Here is a 20,140-nt window from a genome sequence, read left to right as displayed (position 1 = left end):
ATGCAGGTCATGAAAAAGCTGATGGCGTTTATCGGAAATTATAAAATTTTCTTAGGCCTTAGTATTGTCCTGGCTGCGGTTACCGTTATTTTACAGCTTTATATTCCGATCCTGTTCGGCGATGCGATCGATGAGGTCGTTGCAGCCCACCAGGTCAATTTCCCGGAGATGTGGTTCTATCTGAAACGAATCGTATTCTTTACCCTCGTTTCCGCACTTTCCGCATGGATCATGAACCTGATCAACAACCGTATGACGTACCGCATCGTGCGCGACCTTCGTTCCCAGGCGATCCGTCATATCCAGGTGCTGCCGCTGTCCTATCTGGATCAGCACAGCTCCGGAGACATCGTAAGCCGTGTTATCGCAGATACCGATATCTTATCGGACGGTCTTCTGCTTGGCTTTACACAGCTGTTCTCCGGCATCGTAACCATTATTGTGACACTGTTTTTCATGTTCTCGAAGAACGTATGGATCACCCTTCTTGTGATCTGCCTGACACCTCTGAGCTTCTTCGTGGCAAAATTTATTTCCGGCCGCTCGTTCAAAATGTTCCAGAAACAGAGTGAGACGAGAGGAAAACAGACCGCACTCATCGATGAGATGATCGGAAACCAGAAAGTAGTCAAAGCGTTCGGCTATGAGGAAAAAGCTTCCGAGCGTTTTGCAGAGATCAACAAAGATCTGCAGAAATACAGCCAGCAGGCCGTGTTCTACAGTTCCTTAACGAACCCGTCCACCCGTTTTGTCAACAACGTGATCTATGCCGGTGTTGCCCTTGTGGGAGCTTTCATGATCCCGGGCGGCGCGCTGACCGTCGGCGGACTTTCTGTTCTGCTGTCGTACGCAAACCAGTATATGAAACCGTTCAATGATATCAGTTCCGTTATCACTGAGATGCAGAACGCGCTTGCCTGCGCAGGCCGTATCTTTGCTCTTCTGGAAGAGAAAGAGGAGAGTGCAGACCCGGCCGGAACGATCGATACCGTGACGGGAAATGTGACGATCGATGATGTAGCATTTAGTTATGACAAAGAGAAAAAACTGATCGAGAACTTTAATCTTGACGTACAGCCGGGCATGCGTGTTGCCATTGTCGGCCCGACCGGATGCGGAAAGACGACGTTTATCAACCTGCTGATGCGCTTCTATGATGTCGATGCCGGAAAGATCTGCATCGACGGAAAGCCGATCGACGAACTGTCCCGCCATGCGCTCCGCAGCTGCTTTGGTATGGTGCTGCAGGATACCTGGATCAAACAGGGAACCGTGCGCGACAACATCAGCTTCGGAAAGCCGGATGCGACGGAAGAGGAGATCATCAATGCGGCCAAAGAGGCACACAGCTGGGAGTTTATTAAGCGTCTGCCGAAGGGACTTGACACGGTTCTCAGCGAAGACAGCATCAGCCAGGGGCAGAAACAGCTTCTCTGTATCACCCGTGTCATGCTCTGCCTGCCGCCGATGCTGATCCTCGACGAGGCGACCTCCAGCATCGATACCCGTACCGAACTGCAGGTTCAGGAGGCGTTTGACAAGCTGATGCAGGGCAGAACGAGTTTCGTCGTTGCCCACCGTCTGTCCACGATCCGCAACGCTTCGCTGATCCTCGTCATGAAAGACGGAAAGATCATCGAGCAGGGACGCCATGAGGAGCTTCTTGAGAAGAAAGGCTTCTACTACAATCTGTACAACAGCCAGTTCCAGGCGTCATAAAAGATATTTGGAAAAGAGAACAGCAGATCTGTGCCGCGCATGCGATTTTGAGGCGTGCGCGCTCAGATCTGCTGATTTTTTATATGTTTTTGCAATATTCTGAAAAAAATACGGCATGGGGTATTGACGAATCCTATCACAGGTGCTATAGTTTTACAAAAATAAAAAAAGACGTAGAAGTTTTTAGAAAATGTGCGGAGAGCCTTTGGAAATTTAATTTTCGAAAGGTGCACGACCGAAGAAGTAAAACTTTCAGGTGCTGGTTCTCTTCTTAAAACAAGAACGGACGGGAGACGGCGAGGACTAAAAACGGAGTGGTCTCTGGAGAAGCTCTTGAAAAGAGTGCCGAAGGTGCAATGCAGCGATGCAGAATCTCTCAGGCAAAAGGACAGAGTCAAAAAAGATACAGAAGAAAAACAGCCGCGGAACAAAAAAAGCGGTGCGCAGAAACGAAAAAATTCCGGAAGCGCGGTTTTTTGCTGTATTTTTCAATCAGAGCCATGTTCTGCAGGAAAAATTCCGCAGGAGATGGTATTTTTTTTCTCAAAACGGTGCGGATGTGTGATCCACATCGTTCAGACCATACGTCGAATGGAAAGGGAGAAAAGAAAATGGATGCATTGAATCAGGCAATTGCGCAGATCAGTGATGTGCTCTGGAACAGCGTACTGCTGTTTCTGCTGGTAGGTACGGGAGTTTATTTCTCTGTTCGGACCCGCTTTGTACAGGTAAGAAAGTTTAAGACCGCGTGGAACCGCGTCTTCGGAGGTTTCTCGTTAAAGGGTAAGAAGGCCGGAAAAGACGGCATGACTTCCTTCCAGGCGCTTGCAACAGCGATCGCCGCACAGGTCGGAACCGGAAACATCGCAGGATGTGCGACCGCACTCGTATCCGGCGGCCCGGGAGCCATCTTCTGGATGTGGCTTGCTGCGTTCTTCGGCATGGCAACGATCTACGGTGAGGCGTATCTCGCACAGATCTCAAAACGCCGCGATGAGAGTGGAGAGGTCATCGGAGGACCGGTTTACTACATCACCCACGCGTTCAAGGGAACGTTTGGAAAAGCGCTGGCAGGCTTCTTTGCCGTAGCTGTTATCCTGGCACTTGGCTTTATGGGAAATATGGTACAGTCGAACTCCATCAGTGATGCGTTCTACACCGCATTTTCCGTACCGAAATGGGTGATGGGTGTGATTGTAGCCGTTCTCGCCGCATTCATTTTCATCGGAGGTATCTCCCGTATCGCATCCTTCACCGAAAAAGTTGTTCCGGTGATGGCAGCACTGTATCTTGTCGGAGCCCTTGTTGTTATTCTGATCAACATCCAGCATGTGCCGTCAGCGATTGCTTCGATCTTTATCTGTGCATTCCGTCCGGACGCTGTATTTGGTGCAGCAGCCGGTATTACCGTGCGGAAAGCCATGCGTTACGGTGTTGCCCGAGGCCTCTTCTCTAATGAAGCCGGTATGGGTTCCACCCCGCATGCCCATGCGATTGCCGATGTCGAGAACCCGGAGGATCAGGGTGAAGTAGCGATGATCGGTGTCTTTATTGATACCTTCGTTGTCCTGACCATGACCGCTCTCGTTATTCTTTCTTCCGGCGTTCTGGAAGAGATGATGAGTACCGGTGTTGTAGGAACCCCGGTCGCACAGGCGGCATTCCGAACCGGCCTCAAAGGCTTTGGACCGGCGTTCGTAGCGATCTGTCTTCTGTTCTTTGCATTCTCGACCATCGTCGGATGGTACTTCTTCGCAAGACAGAACGTACAGTATCTGTTCGGAAAGAAAGCAGTCGTTCCGTTCTCGCTGATCGTCGTTGTGTTCGTTTTCCTCGGCTCTCTGCTGAAAGTAGATCTCGTATGGAACCTGTCAGACCTCTTTAACGGCCTGATGGTAATTCCAAACCTCATGGCGTTGATCGTCCTCGCAGGAACCGTAGCAAAAGCGGCAAAAGGTGAAAAAGTAGAATTCTAATCATATATACAGAACGGGAAAAAGGAGGAAAGTCTGCTGATGCAGACTTTCTTTTTGCAATTATTCAGAGCCACATCTCGATTCCGCTACGCTGCATCTCGATGTGGCTTCTCGCCATATAAAATTTCAAGAAGAACTGTTCGTTCATGCGAGCATGACTCACAGTTCTTCTTGAAATTTTGCATGGCTCTGAATAATTGCAAAAAGAAAGACCGGCAGGGGAGCTACCGGTCTTTCAAGGGGAGTATAAATAATTAATAAGGGGTTATTAATTGTAAAAAAATTTATGAAGGGTAAATTCTTTTACAAAATTGATTATAATACAGATAACGGGAAAAAGCAACATCGAAATTCAAAAGTTGGAAAAAATTACCACAATTTGGAAAGCAGTGGTCCGAAAGCAGGAAAAACACTGTATTTTTGGGCTTGCATTCCCCACTTTGGAACAGATACCGTGGAAAAACAGGGTTCTGGATGCATAATCTGCGCGGAAAAAGCGATACTAAAGGATGTCGCAGGACAAAAAAACATTCAGGAGGAAACAAGATTATGACCAGAAACAGCAAAAATGAATACAGCAAAAACGAGTACAGCAAAAACGGATACGAGAAAAGCGAATACAGCAAAAACCAGAAGAACAGCAGAGACTGCAATCATGTGAAAGACCGTGAGATGTCATCCTACGGTCAGCAGAACCGGGAGCAGGACGAGAAGGATGAGTATGAAAAATACTAAGTAAACCTTGGGATTCCGGCAGAAAAAGCCGGCGGAGGGTCCCATACGGACTCTGCCGCCGGTTTCTGCATACATATAAAACAGGAGAGAAAGTCAGATCCGGAGAGGGGGACCAGGATATGGCAGGCATGACACTGCTGGCGGCAGACCAGCTGGACTGGTACGTGGGAAAACCGTGGGCGATGATCATCGATGTGCGGAGCCGGCGGGAATACGAAAAAGGGCATGTGAAAGGAGCGGTGAATCTTCCCTATGACCATCTGCTCGAACGGGTCTGTCTGCCGCGGGACAAAATTCTTGTGATCTGCTGTGAGCGGGGTGCCGCGAGCATGGCGGAGGGAAAGCGGCTGGCGGAGAACGGATACGAGGTCAAAACGGTCATCGGCGGAATGCATGCATACCGCGGACGATATCTGGTGGCGGGAGAAGAGCTGTAAGGGGGCGGCAATCCAACATTTCTTCTTGTCAAGCGGGAAAAGATACGGTAAGATGAAACAGAAAACAATACAAAACCAAACCACAAAACGAAAGAGAGATCACGATATGAAATACATGTTTGCATCTGATATTCACGGTTCTGCCTATTACTGCAGAAAAATGCTGGAAGCCTTCGAGGCAGAGGGCGCAAGCCGCCTGTTTCTGTTAGGCGACCTTCTCTATCACGGCCCGAGAAACGATCTTCCAAAAGAATACGCACCGAAACAGGTCATCGCCATGCTGAATGAGAAAAAACAGTACCTCACCAACGTGCGCGGAAACTGCGACGCAGAAGTAGATCAGATGGTACTGGAGTTCCCGGTGCTGGCAGATTACGGCATCCTGATCGAGGGAGGCCATACCTTCTATATGAGCCATGGCCACATCTACAATGAGCAGAATCTGCCGCCGCTGATGGATGGAGATATCTTCCTGTACGGCCATACCCACGTCCTGCGTGCCGAGAAAAAAGGCGCACACACCTTTCTGAACCCGGGTTCTGTATCTCTGCCGAAAGAGGGCAATATCCCGACCTATGCAATCCTCGAGGACGGCGTATTTACGATCAAAGGCTTTGACGGCACCGTCGTAAAACAGCTCACATTATAAGAGGGGACGGGAGAGTATGGAATTATATGAACTGATCGCCCCGTGCCACTTCGGCCTGGAGGCGGTGATGAAACGTGAAATCCTCGACCTCGGCTACGAAATCGAGCGCGTGGAGGATGGAAAAGTAACGTTTCTTGCAGATGCAGAGGGAATCGCCTACGCCAACCTGTTCCTTCGCACGACCGAGCGTATCCTGCTCAAAGTAGGACAGGTCCACGCCGAAACGTACGATGAACTCTTTGAAGCGACAAAAGCGCTCCCGTGGGAGAAATTTATCCCGAAAAACGGAAAGTTCTGGGTAACGAAGGCAAACTCCATCAAGAGTAAGCTCTTCAGCCCGTCCGATATCCAGTCGATTATGAAAAAAGCGATTGTCGAGCGATTGAAACAGGTCTACCACATGGAGTGGTTCCCGGAGGACGGTGCACAGTACCCGATCCGTGTTTCGATTTTAAAAGACGAGGTTACGATCGGACTCGATACCTCCGGCGTTTCCCTTCATAAGAGAGGCTACCGCAAGCTGACCGCGAAAGCGCCGATCACCGAGACCCTTGCCGCAGCACTTATCATGCTGACTCCGTGGAAGGGTGACCGGATTCTTGTCGATCCGTTCTGCGGAAGCGGTACGTTCCCGATCGAGGCGGCCATGATGGCGGCCGATATTGCACCGGGTCTCAACCGTTCTTTCCTTGCGGAGCAGTGGACGCACCTCGTGCCGAAAAAATGCTGGATGGATGCGGCGGAGGATGCACGCTACCGGATCCGGAACGATATTGAGACAGATATTCAGGGCTTTGATATCGACGGAGATGTCATCAAGAGTGCCAGAGAGAACGCAAAGCTGGCCGGTGTGGATCACCTGATCCATTTCCAGCAGCGTCCGGTTGCCGAGCTGTCGCACCCGAAAAAATACGGTTTTCTGATTACCAACCCGCCGTACGGTGAGCGCCTGGAGGACAAAAAAGATCTTCCGGCCCTGTATCAGACATTAGGAGAGCGGTACCGCGCTCTCGATTCCTGGTCGATGTATCTGATCACGAGCTACGAGGATGCCGAGCGGTATCTCGGCAAAAAGGCGGATAAAAACCGTAAAATTTACAATGGAATGCTGAAAACCTACTTTTACCAGTACGCGGGACCGAAGCCGCCGCGCCGGGAAAAAGAACAGAAATAATACAAATGGAGGAGCAATGCCGAATGATTTTTGGCGTTGCTCCTTTTTGATAACAAAAATTAAAAGAAGAATTTTAGAAAAGTTTAATATTTTCTTGAAATCACTGCACTACTGTGCTAAACTGTCCTCATGCGAAATTTTTTCATCAAGCGGAGGAAACCATGAACGGACAGGAGATCAGAGACAGGCTGCTGCATTCCTACGAGAGGAGCTACGATATCGTAAAGCCGTCCGAAGTAAACGGCCATACATACGATGCCTGTGCAAGCTACCACGAGAGCGGCGCAAAATACGTGCTCTCAAAGAAAGCAGAGTTGTGGAGGATCAGCTGTCATGAGCATGCGTATTTTAAAGCGGTGGAAGAACTGAACGACCAGGACGTCGAAACATTTCTGACGGACCTGACAGAATGGATAGAGCCAAAGGTGGTTCGCGAGGGGAAGGAAGTACCGGATACCGACCACATGTACACGCTGGTCACCGGTATTTTTTTTGCGGACAAACCGGTTGCGGACAGCGTAAAGAAGAAAATCCGAAAATATAAGTATTATAAAAATTACCGGTTTTCTTTGAGAGGCTACTGTCAGGTGCGGCTGCTCGTCTTTGATACGGCAGAACAGAAAGTGTTTGGAAACCGGGCGGCCTGGGAATTGGTAAAGGGATATGCTAAGATGTTCCGATCTTAGTTATCTATAAATTTATTCTACCAAAAAGAGGGAGGAAAAAACAAATGAATAGTATTCTTGTACTGGTTGTCGGAATCGGCATTCTGATCGCCGGATACGTATTCTACGGAAAATGGCTTGCCGGGCAGTGGGGCGTTGATCCGAAACGGAAAACCCCTGCATTCACCGAGGAGGACGGTGTGGACTACGTTCCTGCCAAAGCTCCTGTCTTAATGGGACATCACTTCTCATCCATCGCAGGCGCAGGCCCGATCAACGGACCGATTCAGGCCGCTGTCTTTGGATGGGTTCCGGTTCTTTTATGGGTACTCATCGGCGGTATCTTCTTTGGAGGCGTTCATGATTACGGCGCACTGTTTGCATCCCTGCGCCACAAAGGACAGTCCATCGGCGAGGTTATCGCAGACACCATGGGAAGTAAAGCGAAAAAACTCTTTATCGTCTTCGCTTACCTGACCCTGATTCTTGTTGTTGCAGCCTTCGGTTCCATCGTTGCCAATACCTTCAAGGCAGCCTACACCGAGAGCGGCGCTGTCGATGTGGCAGCAAGTTCTGCAAATGCAACAACCGCTATGATTTCCATTCTGTTCATCGTACTCGCCGTTGTGTTCGGTTTCATGGTATACAGAAGAAATGTATCTCTTGGCGTTTCCACCATCGCAGGCGTTGCAGCTATCGTTGTCTGCGTTGTTGTTGGATTAAACTTCCATCCGATCTATCTCTCCGAGACAGCATGGATGGTAATCGTTGGTATCTATATCACCGTAGCTTCTGTTGCACCGGTCTGGATTCTGCTTCAGCCGCGTGACTACTTAAGCTCCTTCCTTCTGTACTTCATGATGATCGTAGCCGCTGCCGGTGTCATCGGAAGTGCTCTGATGGGCCATGCATCCCTGGATATCCCGGCATTCACCGGATTCAAAGATACGCTGGCTCCGACCGGAAGTTCTCTTGGATTTATGTTCCCGGCCCTGTTCGTAACCATCGCCTGCGGAGCAATTTCCGGATTCCATTCACTCGTTGGTTCAGGAACTACATCGAAACAGCTTGACAATGAGAAAAATGCCCGCCCGATCGCATACGGCGGTATGCTGATTGAGTGTGCACTTGCAATCGTATCTCTGTGTGCAGTCGGCTACATCTGGTCCAGATACGCAGACGGAACCACCGTTGTTCCGACCGCTGTATTTGCAACCGGTATCTCCGAGATGGTGGCAACCATTCCGGGACTTGGCGGATCGACCCACGTACTGTACTCTCTGCTGGTTCTGACTGTATCGGTATTCTGCCTGACTTCTCTGGATACTGCAACCCGTCTGGCAAGATACATGTTCCAGGAGTTCTGGCTTGAGCCGGGACAGACTTACAAAGAGGCAACCGGCTACAAAGCCGTTCTGACCAATCCGGTTGTATCAACCGTTATCACCGTAGTACTCGGCATCGGCCTTGGCCTGACCGGTTATTCCAAAATCTGGCCGCTGTTCGGTGCATCCAACCAGCTGCTGGCAGCCATCGGACTTCTTGCTGTTGCCACCTGGCTTGGAAAAGTCGGCAAAAACAACAAAATGTTCCTGTTCCCGATGGTATTCATGCTGATCGTAACCATCACATCCCTTGTACAGACCCTGATCGCAAACTTCAAGGGCCTTGGCGCAGGCGTTGGCATCGGCTGGTGCGTAGCACGTATCGTGCTGGCAGGCCTGCTTGTCATCCTGGCGCTGATCCTGGCTGTCGATGGATTCAAGACTCTGGCAAATCAGAAAAAAGCAAAATAATGTGTGATTACAAAAAAAGGCTCCCGGATAAAAACGGGGGTCTTTTTTTGTGACAGGGTTCTTGTGTTTGCGTCACACATACGGTATAATGATCGCAAGTTATTTCAGCGTGAAAGAAGGAAAACGGTTATGAAAAAAATTGTATTTGCAACAGGAAACGCCGGCAAAATGAAAGAAATCCGTGAAATCCTTGCGGATCTGCCGGTGGAAATTTATTCGATGAAAGAAGCCGGCATTTCGGTTGAGATCGATGAGAACGGCAAAACCTTTGAGGAGAATGCAAAAATCAAAGCACAGACCGTTGCCGGATGCACAGACGGCGACACGATCGTGCTGGCGGATGACTCCGGTCTGGAAGTAGATGCCTTAAACGGCGAGCCTGGTGTCTATTCGGCAAGATATATGGGAGAGGATACGTCCTACCGCATCAAAAATCAGAGCCTCGTTGACCGCCTGGAGGGCGTGCCGGTGGAAAAAAGAACGGCACGATTCGTCTGTGTGATTGCAGCTGCCTTCCCGGATGGAACAGTCTGTACCACCAAAGGAACGATCGAGGGAAAAATCGGTTACGAGGAACGCGGGGAGAACGGTTTTGGCTATGACCCGATTTTCTATCTGCCGGATATGAGCCGCACGACCGCAGAACTTTCTTCGGAAGAGAAAAACGCAGTCAGCCACAGAGGAAAAGCACTGGCGGCGATGAAAGAACAGATTGCATCATATTTGAAATAAGAAGAGGGAAGAGAATGAGTATGAAATTTCTGATAGTGAGCGATACCCATGGACGGATGTATAACCTTGAGGAGGCCATGGAACGTGAGGAGTTCGACGGCATGATCCACTGCGGTGACGTGGAAGGGATGGATGACCTGATCAAATCCAAGGTAAACGGCCCGTGCTATATGGTCATGGGAAATAATGACTGGTTTTCAAACCTCCCGGCGGAGATTCAGGTGAACATTGATGATTACCGTGCCTTTATCACACACGGTCATAACTACGGCGTATCGCTCGGCCTGGAGGGAATCTATGCGGAGGCGCTTTCCAGGGGTGTGGATATCGTACTGTTCGGCCATACGCACCGGCCGGTCGCAGAAAAGCGTGGAAATCTCTGGATTGTCAATCCGGGCAGCCTCACGTATCCGCGTCAGATGGGAAGAAAACCAAGCTATGCCATGCTGACGATCAATGAAGAGCATGAGCTTTCGGTGGAAATCAAGTATCTGGATTAAAAAACGGGTCGAAAAAGGGCGGAAAACAGCCCAAAATCGAATGAATTATCGCAACTAACATGACTATTCCAAAGAAAACAGGGTAGTACCGGAGCAGGTTCTGACTAATTCTTAAAAAGTTTGTCAAAAAAATACAATTTAGGTGTTGACAGATGAGAAAAGATATGATAAGATCTCTTTGTTGTCCGGTGAGAACAAAACAACACAAAAAACATTTTGAAAAAAATGAAAAAAAGTGTTGACAAACCGAAAACAATGTAATATAATAAATCTTGCGTCGAGCGCGAAAGGGTTAAACGCAAATCGGGAAACCTTGTTTACGGGGTGTGGCTCAGCTTGGCTAGAGCGCCTGGTTTGGGACCAGGAGGTCGCAGGTTCGAATCCTGTCACCCCGATGTCGTGCGGGTGTAGTTCAATGGTAGAACACCAGCCTTCCAAGCTGGATACGTGGGTTCGATTCCCATCACCCGCTTGCTGCTACAATTTTGTAGAAGCTGTGTGCTTGTAGCTCAGTTGGATAGAGCAACGGCCTTCTAAGCCGTGGGTCGGGGGTTCGAATCCCTCCAAGCACGCTTCACTAAAATTAAATAGTGAAAAAGACTGTAAGTCGTAATTATGGTGGGTATAGCGCAGTTGGTTAGCGCGCCAGATTGTGGCTCTGGAGGCCAAGGGTTCGAATCCCTTTATCCACCCTGCCAGCAAGGCGAAACATTGGGCTATCGCCAAGCGGTAAGGCACAGCACTTTGACTGCTGCATTCGCTGGTTCGAATCCAGCTAGCCCAGTTGGATGCAAAAGTATACGGAGCATTAGCTCAGTCGGTAGAGCACTTGACTTTTAATCAAGTTGTCCGGGGTTCGAATCCCCGATGCTTCACTAAATAACCCATAGAAAACGCCCATGGAGGTTTTCTATGGGGTTTTTCTTTTTTGAAAAAATAATATGCGGTTATGACGGAATTGGCAGACGTGCAGGATTTAGGTTCCTGTGCCTTTCGGCGTGTGGGTTCGAGTCCCACTAACCGCAGAAAAATCCACAGCAGTAAAATGACAAAAATCAGATTCTAAATAATTGCAGCAAAAATATTCGCGCATCAAATATCTTAAAAACTCCAAACAGAACCGAAAATCAAATAGAGAATAGATAGAGGAAAAATGGTATGACAAGAGAAAAGTATGAGTCATTGCCTTTGAGCACGCTGAAAGCGCTGGCAAAATCCAGAAACATGAAGGGGATTTCCAACCTGCGGAAAGAAGCGCTGATTGAGCGGATGCTGGAAGAAGATCAGAAAGAAAACCAGAAAAACATGGAAGAGCCGACGGTTCTAAAAGAGGAAAAAAAGACGGAAACTGTACAGGATCAGAATCAGGAACCGCAGGAAAAGCGGGAGGACGGTATGGAGCGCCAGAATCGGGAAACCTCGGAAAACGGCACCGCGCGCCCGTACCAGAGACCGCGGTATGTCCGCCGGGAAGAGCGCAGTGAAAACGGAGAGCGCCAGGAGTACCGTCCAAGAGCACCGCGTTTCAATGAGCGTAGATTTCAGGAACCACGGAATTATAATCAGAATAACCGTGAGGAAGAGCAAAGACAGGAGCCGCATCAGGAAGCAGGGCAGGAAATGAGACAGGAGCCGCTGCGTCAGGAAGCAAGACCAGAGACGAGACAGGAACCGCGTCAGGAAACCAGCACGCTCGACAGCGGCCAGGAGGCCTGCGGCATCCTCGAGGTCATGCCGGACGGATTTGGATTTATCCGCTCCGACAACTATATGCCGGGCGACAGCGATGTCTACGTTTCTCCGTCCCAGATCCGCCGTTTCGGACTGAAAACGGGAGATATCATCCGCGGAAACACGAGAGTAAAGTCCGCAACCGAAAAATTCAGCGCCCTTTTATACTTAAAGAGCGTCAACAATCTGCCGCTCGACCAGATCATGCGACGCGGCAATTTCGAAGATATGACACCGGTCTTCCCGGATGAGCGGCTGCGCCTTGAGCGCCCGGGCGGAAGCATGGCGATGCGGATCGTGGATCTTGTAAGTCCGATCGGAAAAGGCCAGCGAGGCATGATCGTCTCCCCGCCGAAAGCCGGAAAAACGACGCTTTTGAAGGATGCGGCAAAATCCATCCTGCGGAACAACCCGGAGATGTATCTGATCATCCTTCTGATCGACGAGCGTCCGGAGGAGGTCACCGACATTAAAGAAGCGATTCAGGGATCGAATGTGGAAGTCATCTATTCCACCTTCGATGAGCAGCCGGAGCACCACAAACGCGTGTCCGAGATGGTCATTGAGCGCGCGAAACGTCTTGTGGAAAGTAAAAAAGACGTTACGATCTTCATCGACAGCATCACACGTCTCGCCAGAGCTTACAACCTGACCGTTCCGCCGAGCGGCCGTACCCTTTCCGGCGGTCTCGATCCGGCAGCACTCTACATGCCGAAACGGTTCTTCGGCGCGGCCAGAAACATGCGCGAGGGCGGAAGCCTGACGATTCTTGCAACGGCGCTTGTGGACACCGGAAGCAAGATGGACGATGTCGTTTACGAGGAATTCAAAGGCACCGGAAACATGGAACTCGTGCTCGACCGGAAACTGCAGGAACGCCGCGTCTTCCCGGCCATCGACATAGCCAAATCGGGAACAAGAAGAGAAGATCTGCTTCTGACACCAGATGAGCAGGAGGCCGTTTACAATATGCGGAAAGCATTAAACGGCATGAAATCCGAGGAAGCCGTGGAAAATATTCTGAACATGTTTGACCGTACCAGAAACAACGGCGAACTGATTCAAATTTTAAAGAAACAAAAAATAGTATAAGGCTTGCAATTTTCAAAATTGTGTGATACAATGAGAAAGCTGTGCAAGGTTGATGAGATTTTGTCAGCCTGAAATACGAAATCATCAGAGTAAATCTGAGAAGATAACAATATTAAGAAGAGGTGAATAAAATGAGAGAAGGAATCCATCCAGAATACCATCAGGCAACTGTTACCTGCAACTGCGGAAATACTTTCGTAACAGGTTCTACCAAGAAAGAGATCCATGTTGAGATCTGTTCTAAATGCCATCCGTTCTACACTGGCCAGCAGAAAGCTGCTGCAGCTCGTGGACGTATCGAGAAGTTCAACAAGAAATACGGCATGAAATAAGAATTGAATCAAGCAAGATGAAAAACGGGCTGAGGTTGGAAGATCTCAGCCCGTTCTTGCGTTACGGATGCAGAAAATCCCCTTTGAGGAGGTAAACGTAAATTATGAAATCATCCAATATTGGCGGCCAGGCCGTGATGGAAGGCGTCATGATGATGAACAAGGACCACTATTCCGTCGCAGTACGCCGGCCGGACGGGGAGATTGAGGTTAAAGTAGAGCAGCACAGGCCGCTGACAAAGCACAAGGGGCTTTTAAAAGTTCCGATTCTGCGCGGTGTCTTCAGCTTTGCCGATTCGATGATCGTCGGCATGAGTTCCCTTATGTACTCCGCTTCGTTCTATGAGGACGAGGAGGAGGAAAAGAAAAAGCCGGCGACGAAAGAGGAAGAGGAGCAGCAGAAAGCGAAAAAAGAAAAGACAGACAGGCTGATGATGTACGGAACCGTCACATTTTCCGTTGTCATCGCCGTCGTTCTCTTTCTGATGGTGCCGTACTTTCTGTCCGAACTGCTGCACAAAGCGGGAGCCGGAACGACACTGACCGCGGTGGCAGAGGCCTTTGTGCGTGTGGCACTGTTCCTCGGCTATCTGGCAGCCATTTCCCGTATGGAAGACATTCAGCGCGTGTTCATGTACCACGGCGCCGAGCATAAATGCATCAACTGTGTTGAGCACGGTCTGGAACTGAACGTGGAAAACGTCTTAAAGAGTTCCCGGGAGCACAAGCGCTGCGGAACGAGCTTTCTTATGTACGTCATCGTCATCAGCATCATCTTTTTCATGTTCATCCGGGTCGATTCACCGGTGCTGAAAATCGTGATCCGCCTGCTTCTCATTCCGGTGATCGCGGGCGTTTCGTATGAAATTATCCGCCTGGCGGGAAAAAGTGACAATAAACTGGTCAACCTGATCAGTAAACCGGGCCTGATGCTGCAGCACCTGACGACGCGCGAGCCGGATGCCGAGATGGCAGAGGTTGCGATCGCCGCTGTGGAGGCTGTGTTTGACTGGAGAGCGTACCTGAACGAAAACTTTGGTTATACGTACCCGGCCAAAACCGAAAAGAAAGAACATGAGGAGCCGTGACCGATGAGTGTGCACGATAGAAAAAACTTGAAATCTGCACTGGAATCCGCTATTCTGTACTTACAAAAGCAGGGGGTGGAGGAAGCCCGGCAGGACGCATGGCTTTTACTGGAGTATGTCTGCGGGATCAGCCACAGCACCTACTTTGTACACAGTGAAGATGAAATGCCAAAAGAACAGCAGGAGCAGTACGAAGCGCTGGTCAGAAAGCGCGGCGAACACATTCCGCTGCAGCAGCTGACCGGAGAGGCGTGGTTCTACGGAATTCCGTTTTTTGTGAATGAGCATGTACTGATTCCGCGGCAGGACACCGAGATTCTTGTGGAGGAAGCGCTCCGCGGCCTTCCAAAAGATGCACGGATCCTCGATCTCTGCACCGGTTCGGGATGCATCCTCATATCGCTTCTTGTGACGAGAGAGGACTGCACGGGAATCGGCGCGGATCTCTCCGAGAAAGCCTTACAGGTTGCGGAAAAGAACGGCGCACAGGCGGGCGGACGGGCATCGTTCGTAAAGAGCAACTTATTTGAAAACATCGAGGGAACCTTCGATGTGATCGCAAGCAATCCGCCGTATATCCGCACGGATGTGATTGAAACGCTGATGCCGGAGGTGCGCGACCATGAGCCGCGGATGGCACTCGACGGCAGTGCGGACGGTCTTGTCTTTTACCGGAAGATTACAGAGCAGGCAGGAAGCTATTTAAAAGAGGGCGGAAAGCTCTGTTTTGAAATTGGATACGATCAGGGAGATGAAGTGCGGGAGCTGATGGAAACCCACGGCTTTGCCGATGTACAGGTTCTGAAAGATCTGGCAGGCCTGGACCGCGTGGTGGCCGGTATCTGGCACAAAAAACCCTGACAGAAATGAATTTTAATTTTGACACCATAATGACATCATAAACAGACGAAAACAGTAAAAAGGAGCAGTCATTTTATGTTTGATAAACTTGATGATATCCTCATGCGTCTCGAGGAGGTACTGAATCAGTTAAGCGAGCCGGACGTCGCTGCCGATGCGGCGAAGTTCCAGAAGCTGATGAAGGAGCAGGCAGAACTCCAGCCGATCGCAGACGCATATAAGGACTATAAAACACAGAAACAGACCATCGAAGAGAGCCTGATGCTTCTCGAGGAGGAATCCGACGAAGAGATGCGCGAAATGCTGAAAGAAGAACTCTCCGATGCGAAAAAACGCGTAGAGGAGCTGGAGCAGGAGCTCAAAGTCCTGCTTCTGCCGAAAGACCCGAACGATGACAAGAACGTTATCGTAGAGTTCCGCGCAGGTGCCGGCGGAGACGAGGCGGCACTCTTTACCGCAGAAATCTGCCGTATGTACATCAAATACGCAGAGAGCCGCGGCTGGAAAACAGAGCTGACCAGCGCCGATGAAAACGGAATCGGCGGCTTTAAAGACGCAACACTTCTGATCAACGGAGCAGGCGCGTACTCCCGGATGAAGTACGAGAGCGGCACGCACCGCGTACAGCGTGTGCCGGAAACCGAGTCCGGCGGAAGAATCCATACCTCAACCATGACCGTAGCGATCATGCCGGAGGTGGACGACGTCGAAGTACAGATCGACCCGAAAGATTACAAATTCGATGTATTCCGTGCTTCCGGAAACGGCGGCCAGTGTGTCAATACGACCGACTCAGCAGTCCGTCTGACCCACTTCCCGAGCGGCATCGTCATTTCCTGCCAGGATGAGAAATCACAGTTAAAGAATAAGGACAAGGCACTGAAGATTCTGCGTGCCCGTCTGTACGACTTAGAGCAGCAGAAACAGCACGATGAGATGGCCGAGCTTCGAAAGAGCCAGGTCGGAACGGGAGACCGCTCCGAGAAGATCCGTACGTACAACTTCCCGCAGGGACGTGTGACGGATCACAGAATCAAACTGACCTTATACAAACTGGACGCCATCATGAACGGCGATCTGGATGAAATCATCGACAGTCTGATTGCAGCCGATCAGGCCGCAAAGCTGAGCAGCATGCAGGAAGAAGCATAATAATAAACGCTGCGAATCACGATTGGTCTACAGGATCGATTGTTGATAGAATAAACAAGAGAAAAAAGGGGAAAAGAGAAAGGGAAAACGCTATGAAGAAAACAGCACTTGTGATCATGGCAGCCGGAATCGGCAGCAGATTTGGAAAGGGAATCAAACAGCTTGAGCCAGTAGGACCAAACGGGGAGATCATCATGGATTATTCCATCCACGATGCACTGGAAGCCGGCTTCAACAAAGTAGTCTTCATCATCCGCAAGGATCTGGAGAAAGATTTCAAGGAAGTCATCGGCAACCGCATCAGCAAAATCACAGAGGTGGAATATGCATTCCAGGAGCTCGATGATCTGCCGGCAGGCTTTGCAAAACCGGAAGGCCGTACCAAACCGTGGGGAACCGGCCAGGCCGTTCTTGCCTGCAAAGGTCTTGTAAAAGAGCCGTTTGCTGTTATCAATGCTGATGACTATTACGGAAAAGATCCGTTCGTAAAACTGCACGACTACCTTGTACAGGAGCATGATGTGGATGAAGTTATGCCGATCTCCATGGCAGGATTCGTGCTTGGAAACACCTTAAGTGACAACGGCGGTGTTACAAGAGGTGTCTGCGTCGTTGATGAAAACGGAAATCTGACTGGTGTCAACGAGACGAAAAACATCGTAAAGACCGCAGAGGGCGCAGGCGTTGAAAAAGAAGACGGAACGGTTGATCCGATCGACAAAAACTCCCTTGTTTCCATGAACATGTGGGGACTGCAGCCGGAGTTCATTGATCTTCTGGAGAAAGGCTTTGTTGAATTCCTTTCTGCACAGAAAGAGGGAGATGTAAAAGGCGAGTACCTCCTTCCGATCTACATCGACGAGCTGCTGCACGCAGGAAAAGCAGAAGTAAAAGTTCTTCCGACCGACGCAGAGTGGTTCGGCGTAACGTATCAGGAAGACAAAGCTTCCGTAACAGAAGCATTCCGCAAACTGATTGCGGACGGCGTATACAGCGAGAAGCTGTACGACTAATTACGATATTTTGTTATTTGAGTGAATAACCAGAAAAAGCGTGTTTGAATGATTGCAAAAAATTTCAGACACGCTTTCTGCCCGAAAGGGGAAAGGAGCATACCATGGGTAAATATTTTGGAACAGATGGATTTCGCGGAGAAGCAAACATTGATCTGACGGTTGAGCATGCATATAAAGTGGGAAGATTCCTCGGATGGTATTTCGGAAAAGACCACAAAGCACAGATCGTCATTGGAAAAGACACCAGACGCTCCAGCTACATGTTCGAATATTCGCTGGTAGCAGGACTGACCGCATCGGGAGCAGACGCTTATCTGCTGCATGTAACGACCACCCCGAGCGTTTCCTATGTTGTCCGTACCGAAAACTTTGACTGCGGAATTATGATCTCCGCCAGCCACAACCCGTTCTATGACAACGGAATCAAAGTCATCAATGGCCTGGGACAGAAACTGGAAGCCGACATCGAAGCGCAGATCGAAGCCTACATCGACGACGGAACACCGAAGATCCCGTTCGCAACGAGAGAAGACATCGGACGTACCGTGGATTTTGCAGCCGGAAGGAACCGCTACATTGGACACCTGATCTCGATTCCGACAAAATCCTTTAAAAACATGAGAGTCGGACTCGACTGCTCCAACGGAAGTGCCTCTTCCGTAGCCAAGAGCGTGTTTGATGCCATCGGCGCCAAGACATATGTGATCCACAACGAGCCGGACGGAACAAACATCAACTGCGGCTGTGGTTCCACCCACATCGAAGAGCTTCAGAAATATGTAAGAGAGAAACACCTCGATGTCGGATTTGCCTACGACGGAGACGCAGACCGCTGCATCGCTGTCGATGAGCTGGGAAATGTGGTAGACGGAGACCTGATCATGTATGTCTGCGGTAAATACTTAAAAGAAAAAGGCCAGTTAAACGGAGATACGATCGTGACCACGATCATGTCAAACCTCGGTCTTTACAAAGCGTGTGACCGCGCCGGTATCCGGTATGAGAAGACGGCAGTCGGCGACAAATACGTGTGCGAGAACATGATGGCAAACGGCTATTCTCTCGGCGGAGAGCAGTCCGGCCACATCATTTTCAGCAAGCACGCGACGACCGGTGACGGAATCCTGACCTCCCTGATGGTGATGGAAGTGCTGATAGATAAGAAACTCCCGCTCAGCACCCTGACAGCCGAGGTAGTGATTTACCCGCAGCTCTTAAAGAATGTCCGCGTGGCAAACAAAGCAGCTGCAAAGGCCAACCCGGCAGTACAGAAAGCAGTAGAAGACGTAGCAGAGGCCCTGGGCGATGACGGACGCATCCTCGTAAGAGAGAGCGGCACCGAGCCGGTGATCCGTGTCATGGTGGAAGCACCGGACGACGCAACGTGTGCAAAATACGTAGACCAGGTTGTTTCTGTGATGCATAAAGAAGGACTTGTGACAGAATGAAAAAAAGACTGGTAATCTTTTTTCTGGCGGCGGCAATGGTGCTTGGCGGCTGTGAAAATAAAAATTCAAAGCTTTATAAAAAGGGCATCGAGGCGCTCGAACAGAAGGACTACGTAACGTCGATTGCGATGCTGGAGGGAGCCGTAAAGGCAGGCGACCGACTGGCGGAGAGCTACCGGTCGCTCGGCATCGCTTATCTGAAAAGCCAGGAGTATGACAAGGCAAAAGAGGCTTTCAAGAGCAGTCTTTCGAGCATGAAGCACAAAGACGCGGAGTTTTCGCGCGATGTCATGTATTACGAGGCGGAAACCTGCGTACAGGCCGGAGATCTGGATGGAGCCATTGAGATCTGCACCAATATTCAGGAAGAAAAGGCAGATGCCGATGCGCTGTTCCTTAGGGGACGCGCGTACTTCCTGCAGAAGAATTACGAGCAGGCGAAGGTGGATTTTGATGCGGCAGTGGAGACGAAGGAGAGCTATCAGCTCTGCTTTGACATTTACGAGCTGTATCAGGAGAGCAGTATGAAGGCGGACGGAGACCGTTACCTCGAAGCGGCAGTGAAGATTGAGCCGAAAACGACCGAGGATTATTATAATATCGGCTGTGCATACTACTATCTGGAGGAGCAGGACGAGGCGGTCAAAGCGTTCTCGAAGGCAATGAAGGACGGCAGCAGCGCGGCGATGGAAATGCTCGGCGAGGTTTACCTTTCCAATGGTCAGAACGACGAGGCGAAAGCACTGTTTTCTTCGTATCTTTCGACAGATGGCTTTGCGGCGGCAGCCAACAACGGGCTGGCGCTCTGCGCACTTGCGGAAAACGACACGGACAGTGCACTCTCGTATATCGAGGAAGGACTCAAAACGGCGGAGGATTCCGACCGGGAAAATCTGCTGTTCAACCAGATTGTATCCTATGAAAAACGGGCGGATTTTGATACCGCGAAGTCGCTGATGGCGGATTTTCTGGCAGCATACCCGGAAAACACCGCGGCGCAGCGGGAAAATACGTTTCTCCAGAACCGATAACAGACG

18 protein-coding genes, 7 tRNA genes and 1 riboswitch are annotated in these 20,140 nt (G+C 50.1%); all 25 genes read left to right on the top strand.

Annotation, left to right across the window (positions count from 1 at the left end; translation table 11 throughout):
• Nucleotides 1-9: 9 nt before the first annotated feature.
• The gene (locus DWZ44_RS03520; RefSeq protein ID WP_082424887.1) at nucleotides 10-1,719 is read left to right on the top strand and encodes an ABC transporter ATP-binding protein; all 1,710 of its coding nucleotides are present in this window, start codon (nucleotides 10-12) and stop codon (nucleotides 1,717-1,719) included.
• Nucleotides 1,720-2,030: 311 nt separating this feature from the next.
• Nucleotides 2,031-2,121, top strand: a riboswitch (glycine riboswitch).
• 209 nt (nucleotides 2,122-2,330) lie between these two features.
• Entirely contained in the window at nucleotides 2,331-3,695 is a 1,365-nt protein-coding gene (locus tag DWZ44_RS03515) for an alanine/glycine:cation symporter family protein (RefSeq protein ID WP_117804333.1), read from the top strand.
• Between the two features lie 549 nt (nucleotides 3,696-4,244).
• Nucleotides 4,245-4,430: a hypothetical protein gene (locus DWZ44_RS03505; protein WP_022462634.1), complete on the top strand. Its 186-nt coding sequence runs from the start codon at nucleotides 4,245-4,247 to the stop codon at nucleotides 4,428-4,430.
• A 119-nt stretch (nucleotides 4,431-4,549) separates the two neighbouring features.
• Nucleotides 4,550-4,867: a rhodanese-like domain-containing protein gene (locus DWZ44_RS03500; RefSeq protein WP_243001874.1), complete on the top strand. Its 318-nt coding sequence runs from the start codon at nucleotides 4,550-4,552 to the stop codon at nucleotides 4,865-4,867.
• Nucleotides 4,868-4,973: 106 nt separating this feature from the next.
• Nucleotides 4,974-5,516, top strand: a complete 543-nt coding sequence (gene yfcE / locus DWZ44_RS03495; RefSeq protein WP_022462632.1) for a phosphodiesterase — start codon at nucleotides 4,974-4,976, stop codon at nucleotides 5,514-5,516.
• 16 nt (nucleotides 5,517-5,532) lie between these two features.
• The gene (locus DWZ44_RS03490; RefSeq protein WP_022462631.1) at nucleotides 5,533-6,690 is read left to right on the top strand and encodes a THUMP domain-containing class I SAM-dependent RNA methyltransferase; all 1,158 of its coding nucleotides are present in this window, start codon (nucleotides 5,533-5,535) and stop codon (nucleotides 6,688-6,690) included.
• Between the two features lie 161 nt (nucleotides 6,691-6,851).
• Nucleotides 6,852-7,376 (top strand): hypothetical protein, encoded by a 525-nt coding sequence (locus DWZ44_RS03485; protein WP_055219714.1) that lies wholly within the window; start codon nucleotides 6,852-6,854, stop codon nucleotides 7,374-7,376.
• Nucleotides 7,377-7,420: 44 nt separating this feature from the next.
• Entirely contained in the window at nucleotides 7,421-9,151 is a 1,731-nt protein-coding gene (locus DWZ44_RS03480; protein WP_117804217.1) for a carbon starvation CstA family protein, read from the top strand.
• Nucleotides 9,152-9,280: 129 nt separating this feature from the next.
• Entirely contained in the window at nucleotides 9,281-9,883 is a 603-nt protein-coding gene (locus DWZ44_RS03475; protein ID WP_117804216.1) for an XTP/dITP diphosphatase, read from the top strand.
• Nucleotides 9,884-9,897: 14 nt separating this feature from the next.
• On the top strand, nucleotides 9,898-10,383 hold the full coding sequence (locus tag DWZ44_RS03470; RefSeq protein WP_022462627.1) for a metallophosphoesterase family protein: 486 nt from the start codon (nucleotides 9,898-9,900) through the stop codon (nucleotides 10,381-10,383).
• A gap of 320 nt (nucleotides 10,384-10,703) precedes the next feature.
• Nucleotides 10,704-10,778 (top strand) — tRNA-Pro (locus DWZ44_RS03465).
• A 6-nt stretch (nucleotides 10,779-10,784) separates the two neighbouring features.
• A tRNA-Gly gene (locus DWZ44_RS03460) sits at nucleotides 10,785-10,855 on the top strand.
• A 26-nt stretch (nucleotides 10,856-10,881) separates the two neighbouring features.
• Nucleotides 10,882-10,955, top strand: a tRNA-Arg gene (locus DWZ44_RS03455).
• Nucleotides 10,956-11,001: 46 nt separating this feature from the next.
• A tRNA-His gene (locus tag DWZ44_RS03450) sits at nucleotides 11,002-11,075 on the top strand.
• Between the two features lie 20 nt (nucleotides 11,076-11,095).
• Nucleotides 11,096-11,167: transfer RNA gene (locus tag DWZ44_RS03445), tRNA-Gln, on the top strand.
• Nucleotides 11,168-11,185: 18 nt separating this feature from the next.
• Nucleotides 11,186-11,258: transfer RNA gene (locus DWZ44_RS03440), tRNA-Lys, on the top strand.
• Nucleotides 11,259-11,326: 68 nt separating this feature from the next.
• Nucleotides 11,327-11,408, top strand: a tRNA-Leu gene (locus tag DWZ44_RS03435).
• Between the two features lie 133 nt (nucleotides 11,409-11,541).
• On the top strand, nucleotides 11,542-13,206 hold the full coding sequence (rho, locus tag DWZ44_RS03430; protein WP_117804215.1) for a transcription termination factor Rho: 1,665 nt from the start codon (nucleotides 11,542-11,544) through the stop codon (nucleotides 13,204-13,206).
• A 131-nt stretch (nucleotides 13,207-13,337) separates the two neighbouring features.
• The gene (gene rpmE, locus DWZ44_RS03425; protein ID WP_022462139.1) at nucleotides 13,338-13,538 is read left to right on the top strand and encodes a 50S ribosomal protein L31; all 201 of its coding nucleotides are present in this window, start codon (nucleotides 13,338-13,340) and stop codon (nucleotides 13,536-13,538) included.
• Between the two features lie 104 nt (nucleotides 13,539-13,642).
• A complete protein-coding gene (locus DWZ44_RS03420) occupies nucleotides 13,643-14,626 on the top strand; it encodes a DUF1385 domain-containing protein (protein ID WP_117804214.1) in 984 nt (327 codons plus the stop codon).
• Nucleotides 14,627-14,629: 3 nt separating this feature from the next.
• Nucleotides 14,630-15,487: a peptide chain release factor N(5)-glutamine methyltransferase gene (gene prmC, locus DWZ44_RS03415; RefSeq protein WP_117801937.1), complete on the top strand. Its 858-nt coding sequence runs from the start codon at nucleotides 14,630-14,632 to the stop codon at nucleotides 15,485-15,487.
• 75 nt (nucleotides 15,488-15,562) lie between these two features.
• A complete protein-coding gene (gene prfA, locus DWZ44_RS03410) occupies nucleotides 15,563-16,639 on the top strand; it encodes a peptide chain release factor 1 (protein WP_022462136.1) in 1,077 nt (358 codons plus the stop codon).
• Between the two features lie 92 nt (nucleotides 16,640-16,731).
• Nucleotides 16,732-17,652 carry a nucleotidyltransferase family protein gene (locus DWZ44_RS03405; protein ID WP_055219722.1) on the top strand — a complete coding sequence of 307 codons (921 nt, stop codon included), beginning with the start codon at nucleotides 16,732-16,734 and terminating at the stop codon, nucleotides 17,650-17,652.
• Nucleotides 17,653-17,756: 104 nt separating this feature from the next.
• Nucleotides 17,757-19,103: a phosphoglucosamine mutase gene (glmM, locus tag DWZ44_RS03400; RefSeq protein ID WP_022462134.1), complete on the top strand. Its 1,347-nt coding sequence runs from the start codon at nucleotides 17,757-17,759 to the stop codon at nucleotides 19,101-19,103.
• Entirely contained in the window at nucleotides 19,100-20,134 is a 1,035-nt protein-coding gene (locus tag DWZ44_RS03395; protein ID WP_117804213.1) for a tetratricopeptide repeat protein, read from the top strand. The genes glmM and DWZ44_RS03395 overlap by 4 nt, the downstream gene beginning before the upstream one ends.
• Nucleotides 20,135-20,140: the final 6 nt, after the last annotated feature.

The sequence above is a fragment of the Blautia sp. AF32-4BH genome, assembly GCF_003460565.1.
GTDB lineage: Bacteria > Bacillota > Clostridia > Lachnospirales > Lachnospiraceae > Fusicatenibacter > Fusicatenibacter saccharivorans.
Note: the sequence above shows the minus strand (reverse complement) of the source record. Positions and strands in the feature narration are given on the sequence as shown.

Coding starts and splice junctions, on each gene's coding strand:
- yfcE (WP_022462632.1), top strand. CDS start 4,974: ATGAAATACATGTTTGCATCTGATATTCACGGTTCTGCCTATTACTGC.
- prmC (WP_117801937.1), top strand. CDS start 14,630: ATGAGTGTGCACGATAGAAAAAACTTGAAATCTGCACTGGAATCCGCT.
- DWZ44_RS03475 (WP_117804216.1), top strand. CDS start 9,281: ATGAAAAAAATTGTATTTGCAACAGGAAACGCCGGCAAAATGAAAGAA.
- DWZ44_RS03420 (WP_117804214.1), top strand. CDS start 13,643: ATGAAATCATCCAATATTGGCGGCCAGGCCGTGATGGAAGGCGTCATG.
- DWZ44_RS03480 (WP_117804217.1), top strand. CDS start 7,421: ATGAATAGTATTCTTGTACTGGTTGTCGGAATCGGCATTCTGATCGCC.
- DWZ44_RS03515 (WP_117804333.1), top strand. CDS start 2,331: ATGGATGCATTGAATCAGGCAATTGCGCAGATCAGTGATGTGCTCTGG.
- glmM (WP_022462134.1), top strand. CDS start 17,757: ATGGGTAAATATTTTGGAACAGATGGATTTCGCGGAGAAGCAAACATT.
- rpmE (WP_022462139.1), top strand. CDS start 13,338: ATGAGAGAAGGAATCCATCCAGAATACCATCAGGCAACTGTTACCTGC.
- DWZ44_RS03485 (WP_055219714.1), top strand. CDS start 6,852: ATGAACGGACAGGAGATCAGAGACAGGCTGCTGCATTCCTACGAGAGG.
- DWZ44_RS03470 (WP_022462627.1), top strand. CDS start 9,898: ATGAGTATGAAATTTCTGATAGTGAGCGATACCCATGGACGGATGTAT.
- DWZ44_RS03395 (WP_117804213.1), top strand. CDS start 19,100: ATGAAAAAAAGACTGGTAATCTTTTTTCTGGCGGCGGCAATGGTGCTT.
- DWZ44_RS03505 (WP_022462634.1), top strand. CDS start 4,245: ATGACCAGAAACAGCAAAAATGAATACAGCAAAAACGAGTACAGCAAA.
- DWZ44_RS03500 (WP_243001874.1), top strand. CDS start 4,550: ATGGCAGGCATGACACTGCTGGCGGCAGACCAGCTGGACTGGTACGTG.
- prfA (WP_022462136.1), top strand. CDS start 15,563: ATGTTTGATAAACTTGATGATATCCTCATGCGTCTCGAGGAGGTACTG.
- DWZ44_RS03405 (WP_055219722.1), top strand. CDS start 16,732: ATGAAGAAAACAGCACTTGTGATCATGGCAGCCGGAATCGGCAGCAGA.
- DWZ44_RS03490 (WP_022462631.1), top strand. CDS start 5,533: ATGGAATTATATGAACTGATCGCCCCGTGCCACTTCGGCCTGGAGGCG.
- rho (WP_117804215.1), top strand. CDS start 11,542: ATGACAAGAGAAAAGTATGAGTCATTGCCTTTGAGCACGCTGAAAGCG.
- DWZ44_RS03520 (WP_082424887.1), top strand. CDS start 10: ATGAAAAAGCTGATGGCGTTTATCGGAAATTATAAAATTTTCTTAGGC.